The following is a 12,408-nucleotide window of genomic DNA, read 5'->3' as shown; positions in this document are numbered from 1 at the left end:
ACCCGTTCAGCCCTTCAAGGCCGCACCGTCCGCAAACCAGTGGGCCGGATCCGGCCAGCGATAGACGAAACCAAGCTGCTGGCAGATGCGCTGACCTTCGATGGGAGCAAACTCCCCCGCCGGCTCGACGAACTGCGGCGGCACCAGCCCGAGCAGGCGGCTCGCGAAGGGGTAGAGCTGCTCCCGGCGTGGGTGAACGGGGGCACTCAGATTGTAGGCATCCCCATCCTGCCCCCGGGCCAGCATCAGCTCACAGGCGGCCACCACGTCGTCCAGATGCACCAGGTTCACAGCCTGGCCTCCCCCGGCCAGCGTCTTGCCCGCCAGAAAACGGCCGGGGTGACGGTCAGGACCATAGAGTCCGGCCGGGCGCAAGATCATGGCGCAGTCAACATGCCCTTCCAGCACGGCAAGCTCGGCCGCCCGCATCCGCAAGCCTCTGTCATGGGCTGGAGCGGGCGTATCATCCTCCCCCTGTCCGGCCCCCCAGACCGAAGTCGCGCTGATAAACAGAACCCTCTGAACACCCGCCTCCCTCGCCTGTCGGCACAGACTGGCCACGGACGCCGGGTAATCACCGGTCTTGCTGGGGGGCACGCAGATCACTAGGTCATGACAACGAAATGGCAGTGGCCCCATGTCAGGGGTGAGCAACAGCGGCCAGGCGGCAATACCCTCCCCCCGCAGCCGTTCAGCCTTTTCGGCCGTACTGACCGTCACCGCGATAGATTGCCCCTGCTCTTGCAATGCCCTGACCAGGGGCAACCCCAGCCAGCCGGCGCCCACGATACCCGTCTGATACTCAAATTCGTTCGTCATACCCGGATCCTGACAAAAAAAAACGGCCATCCAATGATGACCGTCGAAAGTAACGAAGGAAATAGCCGGACTAACCGGTTACCTCCCACAGCGGGAAAATCGGGAGCGCACGCTCCTAATTCGTGGGCCTATCCTAGTGGCAGCGCGGTCAAAAAGCTTTGAAGCGGATCACAGTTGAAAAGGATTTCTGAAAGCGCTTTCACTGTTTTGCAAAAAAGTCGACCCGCACGGGGCCAACTTCATGACTCAGGCCACAGATTCCCGCCGTACCAGTTCGGCTTCGAATTTGAGCGCCAGCCCCTCTACCGGCTTGTGATCCAGCAGCCTCAGGGCCAGCTCAGCGGCCCGCTCTCCCATCTCCTCGATGGGGTAACGTACCGTGGTGAGCTTGGGATAGATGTATCGGGCATAGGGGATGTCATCAAAACCGACCACAGAGACCTGCTGGGGTATTTTGTAACCCCGCTCCAGCAGACAGGAGATGGCCCCCGCCACCATGGCATCGTTGAAACCCAGCACAGCGCTGAACTCGACGCCGCGCGCCAGCAGCTCGCTCATGGCCACATAGCCACCTTTTTCGTCGGCATAGGCACGGCCGATGAGGGCAGGATCCAGCTCGATACCTGCCCGTTGCAGGGCGAAGCGATAGCCGGCCATCCGCTGCTGACCATCCACAAACTCCTCGTCATCGGAGGTGACGAAGGCAATCTTGCGATGTCCCGCGTCCAGCAGATGCTGGCAAGCCGTGGTGATGCCGGCCTGGTTGTCCAGCCAGACGCAGCGATCCTCGCAGCCTGGCACCTGACGGTTGATGAAGACGATGGGGGTCGTGCCCGACGCCAGCTCGCTGAGCTCTTCGTCAGGCAGCGCCTTGCTGTGAAGGATAAGGGCATCACACTGGCGCTGCAGCAGCGCCTGGATGGCGTGCCGCTCACGGGTCGCGTCGTGGTTGCCGGACACCACGATGGTGAACTTGTTCGCCTTGTCGACCATGCTTTCGATGCCGCGCATCATCTGGGCGAAGAAGGGGCCGCCACACAGATCCCCCACCAGCACACCGATACAGTTGGAGCGCTTGCTCACCAGGGCCTGGGCGAAGCTGTTTGGACGAAAGCTGAGCTCCTTCATGGCCGCGAGGACAGCCTCGCGCTTCTCGGGCGCCACCTGCGCCGTGTTGTTGATCACTCGAGACACTGTCGAAATGGAGACATTCGCCAGCTGAGACACATCTTTGATCGTTGCCACTCTCGATTCCTTTGTTGGAAAAGCCTGTCAGTGATTATCGGGCATTGTATCGAACCTGACAGACCAAGACGCGGCGCCCGATCACCTGGCAGGTTTCCTTTTGTAACAAAGCTTAAGGGATGATAACCATTTTGGGGCAAGAATGGGAGGCCGCCGCCACAACGACTGCCCCCCGAACTCAATAGGCGTGATTCAGCTCGCGTTCCGACATAAAACGCAAAGGCTGCTGCAGCTTGTGTTGATAGATGAGATCGAAAGAGAGCACGTTCTGGACATAGTTGCGCGTCTCCCGATAGGGGATGCTCTCCACCCAGACATCCATCGGCTTGTTGTCGCTCTGCGCGCGCCAGCGCTTGACCCGGCCAGGACCCGCATTGTAAGCCGCCGCCGCAAGGATCCGGTTGCCGTCATACACATCCAGCAGGCGCTTGAGGTAGGCGCTGCCAAGACGAATGTTCATGGCCGGGTCGAACAGTTGCTGCTCGTTGCGATAGGGCACCCCAAGCTTGCCGGCCGTCTCTTTCGCGGTGGCAGGCATCAGCTGCATCAACCCCCTCGCCCCGACCGGTGACTGGGCCAGGGGATAGAGTGCGCTCTCCTGACGGGAGATGGCGTAGAGCAGACTGGTGTTCATGGTGCGCTCTTGTGCCATCTGGGAGAAGGTGCGCTTGAGGGGCAGTGGGAAGCGCAGGTCCAGCGCATCCCAGGCCTCGGCACGGATGCTGGAGAGGATCGCCAGCTCGTGCCAGCCCTGGTTGAGGGCGATGTGGCCAAACTCCAGGCGCTGGGCCACGCTGTTGCGATCCATGTTGTGGATCCACTCAGAGCGGGCCGCCGTGATCTCGTTCATCGCCAGCAGTTCACGCACCCGCAGCAGGAAGGGCCAGCGGCGGCTGGCACTTTGCCAGTCCGGCACCTTGTGCGCCACGCTCTGGTTCTTCATGCGATAGGGCACACCGGTGCGCTGGGCCGCCATGAAGCCGTAGAAGCCGCGCAGGTTCGCAGTCTCGAGATAGAGGTCCCGCGCCGGTTTCTGCCGCCCCTGTTTCTCCAGCGAGCGCGCCATCCAGTAACGCCAGCGATCCTCTTTTTGCAGCCCCATGGGCATCCGCTTGACCCAGCCTTCGAGACCGTGCCAATCCTGCTCCCAGATGGCAAGACGGGCCCGCAGCTCCACCAGCTCCGGATCCTTGAGCCGCACCAGGGCCGTATCCAGCCAGGCGCGCTGGTCAGAAGAGCGGTCCAGTAACAGGCGGCGGGCGGCCGCCTTCTCCACCCGACTCACCTCGGCATGGTTCAGGCCGAAGCGACGGGTCATCTCCCCCAGCTGGCGCAGAACCGCGTCGGGCTCCTGGTTGGCGTAGCGGGCCAGCCCCAGGGAGAGCAGATGCCGCGACGGGGGCGCCGCCGTGAAGTTGGCCGGATTCATCGCCCGCACGGGTTGGTCATACAGGGCGATCATCTGATCGCCATACCCCTTCATGCCGCTGCCGAGCTGGGCCCCGAGGTGGCGAATGAGGTTGGGGTTCTGGGCCTCGAAAGCCAGGTTCATGCGCTCCCAGATCTTCTCCTGAGTGCGCAGACCCGCCTGCTGCCAGAGCTGGAACAGGGGATCGCAGGCATCAGGCCTGGATTGACCGCTTAACCAGAGCTTGCCTGCCTCCTGCAGGGCTTCACTCTGGTGCCCCGTGTAGTAGCGGGCCTGATAGTGCTGACAGAGCAGATCGGTGGAGCTTGGCTTGGCCGGATAGAAGCGCAGGAACTGGGACCACTGCTGGCTCTGGGCAAGATAGGTGAGATAGCTGCGCTCGAGCCGGTTGGACTGGGGGGTGTCCCCGTGCTGGCGGATGAAGCGGGTCACATCGTTGTAGTCTGCCGCCCCGGGACGGAACGCAAGCTGGTAGTAATCCAGATAGGGCAGCAGTGGATAGTGGATCAGGCGTGCCCGAAGCTGGCTGAATTTGACCTGATCATTGGCACGCACGGCCTCATGGGCCTGGCGATAGAGAGACTGCTCCATGGTCTGCGCAAAGGCGGGTGCCACTAGCCCCGGCATCCAGAGCGCAGACAAGATGATTCCCTGCACGACTTTCACGAATGGCATTCTCCCCTTGAAGGCATAACCACCGCCAAAGTGCGGTGGTGACATACCTTCATTCTACCCGCTAAGCACGGGGGCTACGCCACACTATTTTTATCGGTGCAGACGGGGCGATCACCGCGTACCTGGCGGCTGACATAGCGTTCAAGGTAGGGAACAGGGAGCGGCTTGGAGGCGAGGTATCCCTGGAAGAAATGGCAGCCCTGCGCCTGCAGAAACTCCAGTTGCTGGCGGGACTCCACCCCCTCCGCCGTCACGTTGAACCCCATGTGGCGGGCCATGGCGATCACGGCCTCGACGATAGCCATGTTGTCACCATCCTTGGGAATGTCCTGGATGAAAGAGCGGTCGATCTTGAGTTCGTCAGCCGGCAGCCGCTTGAGGTAGCTCAGGGAAGAGTACCCCGCCCCGAAGTCGTCGATGGCAAAGCTGATGCCCAGGGTCTTGAGTTCCGCCATCTTGCTGATGGTGTCTTCCGCATGACCCAGCACCACCGACTCGGTGATCTCCAGGTTGAGGCAGGCGGGATCCATGCCGGTGGCCGCCAGCACATCGTGAATGCGATCGACAAAGTCGGGAGCATGGAACTGTTTGGCGCTCACGTTGACCGAGAGCTGGGGGACGTGGATCCCGTTCTCCTCCCAGGAGACGTACTGGGTACAGGCTTCGTGCAATACCCAGTTGCCGATGTCGACAATGAGATCCGTCTCCTCGGCAATGGGGATGAACTCGGCAGGCGACACCAGGGCACGCCCGGGGGGTTGCCAGCGGATCAGCGCCTCGACACCGATGATCTCTCCCTCCGCCACCATGTGCTGGGGCTGGTAGTGGAGAGTCAGCTCCCCATTGTCGAGGGCACTGCGCAGCTCGTTGTGAATGTGCAGACGCCGGTCGGCCTGCAACTGCATGGAGGCATCAAAGAAGCGCCGGGTCTTGCGGCCCGCCGATTTCGCCTGATACATGGCGGTGTCAGCCTGCTTGAGCAGATCCCCCGCCTCCTGCTCCCGACCGGGGAAGAGGGTGATGCCGACACTGGCGCCGATGTGCAGCACCTGGCCTCTGAAATCATAGGGGGCGGCGATCTCCCCGATCAGCCGCTCCGCGATGAGATCGGCCTGCATCTCCGCCTGGGGCGGGCTGATGGAGAGCGCTGGCAGCAACAACACGAACTCGTCGCCGCCGAGACGGGCCAGACAATCCCCCTGGCGCACCAGCCGCTTGAGACGGCTGGCCACCTCCTTGAGCAGCCAGTCGCCGGTGGCGTGACCCAGGGAATCATTGATGGTCTTGAAGTGGTCGAGATCGATGAACAGCAGGGCCCCGATGAGGTGACTGCGATTTGCATCGGTGAACGCCTGGGTCAGGGTTTCGTGCAGCTGACGGCGATTGGGCAGGCCGGTCAGCTCGTCATAGAAGGCGAGATCCTGAATGCGGCGCTCCGCCGCCTTGCGCTCGGAAATATCCTCGAAGAAGATGACATAGTGGCTGATCCCCCCCTTCTCATCCTGCACCGGCGTGACGATCTCCCACTGGGGATAGGCGTGACCGTCGGCGTGCAGGCGCAGGGTTTCCCCCTGCCAGCGATCCAGGGCGTTGAGCTCGTAACCCAGCCCTCCCAACCCCGACCAGAGATCGTTACCAAGATGCAAACCAATCACCCCCTGGTTGTCAAAGCCGGTGATCTGGCTGAAGGCGTAATTGACCCGCAGGATCTTGAACTCGGGATCCGTGATGATGATCCCTTCGTGAGTTTCAAAGGCCACCGCAGACAGCCGCATCAGGGCATCGCTTTGCAGGCGCTCCAGCTCGGCCACCATGCGCACCGAGAAGATGGTCAGGACAGAGTCCAGATCCGTGGTCCGGGTCTGGCTCGGGAACAGCAGGGCGAGATGACCCAGGATCTGACCGTTGCGATCGAGCAGCGGCTGGGCGTAATAGTGCTGGCACGGGGGCAGGTCAGGATACCCGGTCAGGGGTTCACTCACGGGGACCGCGCAGGAGGACCCCTGGCGATAGAGCTGCTGGCAGGGCATGTCACAGAGGGCATACTCCTTGACGTCGATGCCGTGGCTCGCCAGCACTCTCAGCCTGTCGAGACCAACCCGCTCCGTCAGCCAGATGGCAGTGGCTCCCAGGATATGGGCCAGCTCGTTGACCAGGGTCTGGCAAAAATCGAGCCCCGTCTTGGCGGAAAGCGCCTGCGCCAGCTTGGCCAGCAAGGGGGCCTGCAACATGGGAAGCGGCGGTGTCACGCCTGCGGGGGAGTTGGCGCGATCCATCTCGCGATGCATCATTTCGAGGGGGGCAAGCCAGCCACAACAGAGCCCCTGTGCAGGCACATACTGACCGTACCAGAGCGCGTGGTGTACCTTGCCGTCCTCATCGCGCAGGTGACCGATGAACTGGCCTGGCTGGCAGGAATCGTGGAGTCTTGCAAGAAAATCGGCGAAACCCGCTTCATCTTCCCGCTCAAGTTGGGTGGCCCAGGGGTGGGTTCCCTCCCCTGCCCAGGGTTCACAAGAGACATGATCAGACAGGCTCCATTGCCCATGCTGCCGATCATAAAACCACATCATCTGGGTGGCTTGCTGCTTCATCTACGACTCCAACCACTACAACCACGTTATCCACCCCGACTCCTGCAGAAAAGCATATCCGTTTGCGCGCATATCTCCACCGGCGCATGGCAATGATTTTGCGATGCGATGAGGCGATGTGGGTGGAGAAAATTCGAGACTATGCGGCAAAAACCAAACATCGGGTCGACACAAGGCGCTGCCGAGGGGGGACAGAAACGATCCTATTTGCTGATACTGCCTGCCTGTTTCACTGAGCTCAAGCGGTTTTTGGCATGAAACGGGAAAAGCTCACAATTTATGGACAGCGGGATTCCCAAGGGCATTTTTCGTGATATAGATCACATTTTGATTTGGCGACATGGGTAATCTGGAGGTGAAGACACAAGCAAGACGACCCGAAGGGGGCCATTATGAAAATCGAAATGACCAGTAAAATCATCGACATCACCCCAGCCATCCGCGAGCGCATTGAATCCCGTTTTGAAAAGCTCGAGCGTCTTCAGGTGCCTCTCATCACACCCCATGTGATCATCTCCAAAGAGCGTTTGATGTATATCGTCGAAGCCACTATCGGCATTCCCAACGGCAAACTGTTTGCGCAGGCAGAGCACGAGGATCTCTATGCTGCCATCACGGACCTGGGCCAGAAGCTGGAACGCCAGCTCAACCGTCACACGGAAAAACCCATCGCCCGTCGTGCCGCCGGCAAGGAAGTGCCCCAACCGGACGAAGCAGACGCCTGACAAGGTTCACCACTCATAAAGCAAAAGGCGGGTTATCCCGCCTTTTTGCATTCTACCGTGCCGTCACCCCAGCCAGCGCAGCCTGGCATCCACCCCATGCGCAAGCTCATCGAGCAGCGGCAGCATCATCAGCGGAGCCTCCTCCCTGGGGTCAGCGCCCATAGGGCGGGCCTGCCATCGCTCGCGACCCAGTGCCGAGAGGTTGTCATACACCGCGGGATCCAGCGCGGGCGTTCGGCTCACCAGTGGCGGGGAGCGCAGCGCCAGCCAGAGTCTCACATCCGTCATGCACCCGCCCTGTTGCAGACGCTCGTTGAGGCTGGTGGCATCGCTCTCTTCCACCCCGCCTTGCAGGGACGCCCGGGGCATCAGACCGAAACGGGAGCGCCAATCCATCTCACCCGACGCAGGCTTGGGCGGGGCATCAAACCAGGGCTGCTCTTCCACTGCATCAGTCAGCAGCGCCAGATGCAGCCTGAAGTCGGCACGGTCCCCCGCACGGAGATCCTGGTTGAGCCGTTGGCCCAACTGGGCCTCATCCACGAGCAAGCGGTCACGAATCGCACTGGGCAGCATGAGATAAATCTTGGAAATGAAGGTTTCATTGCTTATCGGCCATCAACCCGATCCTTTAAGCATTAAAAATCCCGGCAGAGGGGTTCACAAGCGCGACAGATCTGTTAGTATGCGCCTCGCACTTGGGGAGGGGTTCCCGAGCGGCCAAAGGGATCAGACTGTAAATCTGACGGCTCTGCCTTCGAAGGTTCGAATCCTTCTCCCTCCACCATTCAAGTGCGCACAATCAGGTCATGCCCCGTGGAGGGGTTCCCGAGCGGCCAAAGGGATCAGACTGTAAATCTGACGGCTCTGCCTTCGAAGGTTCGAATCCTTCTCCCTCCACCATCTTTCAGAGAACCCGGCTTTGTGCCGGGTTTTCGCTTTTCTGCCTTCCACAAATCCCCTTCTTCTTCAAAAAAACGGGAGGCCAGGCCTCCCGTCAATATATGCACGCTCTCACCCCGAACCTGCTTGCGACAGCTGTCATCAGCAGGTCGGGCAGGGGGGGATCAGCGCCCCCCCAGGCATCTATCTTGTCATCCGCGCCCCTTACAGGGTGAAACGATAGAAGATATCCACCGCCTGGGCCACCCCGCTCATGGCCTGCAGATAGAGCCTTGGCATCAGCTCGTAGCGCAGCTTGAATTCGGCGATGGGGCTGAACACCCCGACCCCGTACTGGAACTGCAAGCCGGGCAGCAGGTAGGCCGACAGGGTCACCTGGGTGTCATCACCACTGCCTGCGGTATCGAGGGCCACGTCGCTCATGCCGAGGGACTCCCCGATGCTGGAGACCACGCCGCTCGCCTGGCTCACGGCCCCCGCCACCAGCAGGCCGTTGAAGCCGCCATCCTCGCCGCTGGTCTGCAATCCCTTGCCCCGCAACAGATAGGAGAGCTGTTCGGACTGCGCCATCTGCGGTTCGGAATAGACAGTGATCTTCGGCTTGGCGGCCGGCCCCGTCACCCGCACCCCGACGGTCACGTTGTCCTCGATGGTGTCCGGATCCCGATAGGTCTCGATGTTGAGATAGGGCTGATCGATGGGGCCGGAGAAGAGGATCCGCCCCTCCTTGATGATGAGGTTCTGACCATAGGCCTTGAAGCGCCCGTCCCTGAGCTCCAGTTGCCCGTTGCCCGAGAGCGGCTTGGAGGGATCCTGGCGAATGTTGAGGGCCCCTCCCACCTTGGTCTTGAGTCCCATGGCTTCAAGGCGGACGTCGTCCCCGAGCCGGATGGCGAGCCTGATCTCCATGGGCAGCGGTGCCGCCTTGGGGACCGGCGGCAGATCGTCGTAGATGACGGTGACGTCATCGGAGACCGCCACCGCGCTGTCTGGCAGGCTCTTGACCAGGATGCGCGACCAGGGGATGTCCACCTGGCCGGTCACCCTGGTCTCCTCCCCGAGAGAGATGGCGATGTCAGGTGTCACCCTGACCCGGCCCATGCCCGGGTACTGGGCCTCCAGCTCCTTGCCCTGAATGGTGAGGCTGCCGGTCACCGGCTGCTGGGCCCAGCTCAGCCAGCCCCCCAGCACCAGGAGGCCCTTGCCCACCATCATGGAGCCGTCGAGTTCGGCCCGGTTGCCTTCTATCTTGAGGCGGGTCACCAGCTTGGAGAGGGTCACCATGTCGGAGTGGGTCTGAACCTCCCCCTCCTTCAGGTTCAGCTCGCCATACAGCAGGGGGGCAGCCAGGGTACCGTCGAAGCGGGCATCCGCCGAGATGACCCCTTGCAGGGAGCGCACTTCGGGAATGAGGGGCGCAAAGGTCGCCAGCTTCAGATCGTCAAACCTGAGTTGACCGCCGAGGTTGCCGCGGCCGGCGGGATCCCGGATCAGCAGATCGGTGTCGATGTTGCCGATCTGCTCGGAAGCGAAATCGACCCGGATGGCGGCCTGCTGGCGCTCGAAATCGATCCCGAGCTCGAGGCGCTGGTAGTCGGTCTTGAGTTCGTCGGCGACGAAGGTCCCAGGCGTGGTACGCACGGTGGCGTGCAGGGTCGGCTGGTTGCCGCGCCAGCTGGCGCGCCCGTCGGCCGACAGCACCGCCTGCCAGCGGAAATTGTCCGGCAACCAGGGGCGCAGCCGCTTGAGATCAAATTCGTTCAGGGCAAATTCCAGATTGCCCTGGGACTGGGCTATCCGGCTCCCTTTGACGCAGAGACTGGCCTTCTGGGACGCGAGGCAGAGATCCCCCATGGTCAGCTGCTGTTTCGGCAGATCCAGGTCCAGAGACCAGGGGGCGGTCAGCGCCCAGCGCTTGAGGGGGGTCTTGAGCTTCAGCTCGGCAAGGGCGCCACGCCAGTGGTCACCGCGCAAGCTGCCATTCAGGCTGAGGTCTGCCGCCAGGGGATCCCCCTTCATGGTCAAGGTGAGCCCGTGACGCTCGAGATCGCCGCTCAGGTTCAGAGCGATTTGCGAGAGCTTGGTCTCCCCCTGCGCCAGGCTCGCCACCGTCACCGCCACCTCACCGGCGGGCTTCTCCCCGACCAGGGCGTTGGCCTTGATGACGGTCTCCTTGAGGACGGTGCCCGCGTAGGCGAGTCGGCCCGACACCAGATCGGCATTCACGCGCGGCGCCTGCTGGTTGCCGGTGACACGCACCTGGCCCTTGATGTCCCCTCCCAGACCCGGGTAGATACCCCCAAGCTTGGGCGCATCCAGATCCGCATCCAGCTTCCAGGCCTGGGTCGTGAGCGAGCCTTTGGCCTGCAGCCGGTTGGGGCCGCTTTGCAGCGCCAGGGCCGGGATGGTCCACTCCATCTTGTCGTTGCCGCTGAGCCTGCCCTGCAAGGCCAGGGGATACTGGTTGAGCTTGCCATCCACCTTGAGCTCGGGCAGGGCCAGCTGCCAGTGGCCCGCCTCATCCAGATCGAAGCGGCTGGTGATCTTGCCCGCCAGTGCCCCCTTGATCTCGGGCACCAGCTCCGCCGGGTTGATCCCCTTGAATTCGGTCGTCCCCTGCCACTGGACCCCCTTGCTCCAGGCCAGCTTGCCGTCGACCTTGAGCTCCCCCTTGAGGGCCCCCAGCAGCAGCTCGATGCGGCTCAGCTGGTTGAGATCCCCCTTGCCCGAGAGCGCCACCTTGAAGGGGGGCACATCGGTCCCCTTGCCGGCGGTGTTGAGCGCAAACTGGTAACCGGAGAGCTTGCCCTTGGCGCTCAGGGTGCCCTTGTCCAGCCGATAGCTGGGCTCATCCTTGGCGGGCTTGTGCAGGGGCCAGGAGAGGCTCTTCCAGTCCAGCGCCAGATCGAAGGGCAGATCCGGGTCGAGGGCCGCGAGGGATCCTTTGAGATTGGCGCCCACCGGCCCCTTGGCCTTGAGTGCCAGCCCAAGCTTGCCCACAGAACCGTCCAGGACGAGATTGACCTGCTCCCCCTTGAGCTCCCCGTCCAGCAGCCCTTGACGCGCCTTGGCATCCAGAGTCAGGGCGAGGGGGTAATCCTCGTGCAGGCGCACCTGACCACTCAAGGTCAGATCCGCCATGGCATGGCGCAAGGAGAGCTCCCGGATGTCGATGCGCTCCTCCTCGGCGGTGGCCGACAGCAAGAGGTTGTCTAGCCCCTCCACCAGCTCACCTTGCTGATAACGGAACGCCGTGGCTTTCAGCCCCTCCAGCTGGATGGGGAAAGGCAGTCGCACCGCCGGCAGCACCATGGGCTCGGGCTTGCTTGCGGCCTGCATCTTGTCACCGGGGGCAGCCTTGCCCTCGCCGGCCGCCAGGGTGGCGCTTTTCTCATCCGCCGGTTTGGCGCCCTTGTCACTGGCCGCCTCCGCCGGGGACGGTGCCACCACCACGTTCAGGCCATCGAGCACGGGGCCGCGCACGATGAGCCCGGCGCGATCCAGGGCGGCGCCAATGTCCAGATCCTTGAGGGTGATCGTCACGCCGGGCACCGCCACATCGAGATCGGCAACCTTGAGGCTGTCGACCTGGATTTTGAGCGGCAACGGATGCCAGACGAAGGGCTCCGACGGCTCTTCCGGCACCGGCTCGGACTCCGCCACCCGGACAACGGGGCGAGTCACCGCCAGAGACTTGATCCAGAGCTTGCCCTGCAGGAGCTTGCCCAGATCCCAGTCCAGCACGGCCCGCTCCACGGTGACATCCACCAGCTCGTCCCGCCAGCCAACCCCTTCGAAGGTCCAGCCATACCCGAGTTGCCCCGCCACCAGCTCCCCCTTGAGGGAGGGCAGCGCGGCTCTGGCCTGTTGCCACAGCCACTTGTTGCCCTGATGGGTGAAGCCCAGCAGGCTGACGCCGATGAGCAGCAGGAAGAAGAGGCCCATGAGCCACAAGAAAATGCGTTTTACCCAGATCACGATGCAGACCCCTGCAAGGAAAGCAGCCGCAGCGGCCAGA

At 62.5% G+C, this 12,408-nt stretch carries 7 protein-coding genes and 2 tRNA genes; 3 read left to right on the top strand and 6 right to left on the bottom strand.

The window, feature by feature from the left end; translation table 11 throughout:
- Positions 1–6 precede the first annotated feature (6 nt).
- The 4 genes from J9889_RS00390 to J9889_RS00375 all read right to left on the bottom strand — a co-directional run bounded on the left by J9889_RS00390 (position 7) and on the right by J9889_RS00375 (position 6,762).
- Positions 7–819, bottom strand: a complete 813-nt coding sequence (locus J9889_RS00390) for an NAD-dependent epimerase/dehydratase family protein (protein WP_041212723.1) — start codon at positions 817–819, stop codon at positions 7–9.
- Positions 820–1,065: 246 nt separating this feature from the next.
- Entirely contained in the window at positions 1,066–2,064 is a 999-nt protein-coding gene (locus J9889_RS00385; RefSeq protein WP_039038828.1) for a LacI family DNA-binding transcriptional regulator, read from the bottom strand.
- Positions 2,065–2,242: 178 nt separating this feature from the next.
- A complete protein-coding gene (locus tag J9889_RS00380; RefSeq protein ID WP_210555811.1) occupies positions 2,243–4,159 on the bottom strand; it encodes a transglycosylase SLT domain-containing protein in 1,917 nt (638 codons plus the stop codon).
- 83 nt (positions 4,160–4,242) lie between these two features.
- A complete protein-coding gene (locus tag J9889_RS00375; RefSeq protein WP_210555799.1) occupies positions 4,243–6,762 on the bottom strand; it encodes an EAL domain-containing protein in 2,520 nt (839 codons plus the stop codon).
- A gap of 392 nt (positions 6,763–7,154) precedes the next feature.
- Between J9889_RS00375 and raiA the strand changes: the two genes are divergently transcribed.
- Complete coding sequence (gene raiA / locus J9889_RS00370) at positions 7,155–7,487, top strand: ribosome-associated translation inhibitor RaiA (RefSeq protein ID WP_010674126.1); 333 nt, start codon at positions 7,155–7,157, stop codon at positions 7,485–7,487.
- A 63-nt stretch (positions 7,488–7,550) separates the two neighbouring features.
- On the opposite strand, the gene J9889_RS00365 is transcribed toward raiA, so the two are convergent.
- Entirely contained in the window at positions 7,551–8,063 is a 513-nt protein-coding gene (locus tag J9889_RS00365) for a VC2046/SO_2500 family protein (RefSeq protein ID WP_052815832.1), read from the bottom strand.
- Between the two features lie 126 nt (positions 8,064–8,189).
- Between J9889_RS00365 and J9889_RS00360 the strand changes: the two genes are divergently transcribed.
- Together J9889_RS00360 and J9889_RS00355 are read left to right on the top strand one after the other, a co-directional pair.
- Positions 8,190–8,274, top strand: a tRNA-Tyr gene (locus J9889_RS00360).
- 31 nt (positions 8,275–8,305) lie between these two features.
- Positions 8,306–8,390, top strand: a tRNA-Tyr gene (locus J9889_RS00355).
- A gap of 204 nt (positions 8,391–8,594) precedes the next feature.
- Here the strand turns inward: J9889_RS00355 and J9889_RS00350 are convergent.
- Positions 8,595–12,368, bottom strand: a complete 3,774-nt coding sequence (locus J9889_RS00350) for a translocation/assembly module TamB domain-containing protein (protein ID WP_210555798.1) — start codon at positions 12,366–12,368, stop codon at positions 8,595–8,597.
- Between the last annotated feature and the right edge of the window lie 40 nt (positions 12,369–12,408).

This window comes from Aeromonas sp. PrichA-15 (assembly GCF_017939245.1).
Taxonomy (GTDB): Bacteria; Pseudomonadota; Gammaproteobacteria; order Enterobacterales; family Aeromonadaceae; genus Aeromonas; species Aeromonas caviae.
Note: the sequence above shows the minus strand (reverse complement) of the source record. Positions and strands in the feature narration are given on the sequence as shown.

What these genes read in the sequence shown, in the direction of transcription:
- J9889_RS00390 (WP_041212723.1), bottom strand. Translation starts at nt 819, where the DNA reads ATGACGAACGAATTTGAGTATCAGACGGGTATCGTGGGCGCCGGCTGG.
- J9889_RS00375 (WP_210555799.1), bottom strand. Translation starts at nt 6,762, where the DNA reads ATGAAGCAGCAAGCCACCCAGATGATGTGGTTTTATGATCGGCAGCAT.
- raiA (WP_010674126.1), top strand. Translation starts at nt 7,155, where the DNA reads ATGAAAATCGAAATGACCAGTAAAATCATCGACATCACCCCAGCCATC.
- J9889_RS00365 (WP_052815832.1), bottom strand. Translation starts at nt 8,063, where the DNA reads ATGCTGCCCAGTGCGATTCGTGACCGCTTGCTCGTGGATGAGGCCCAG.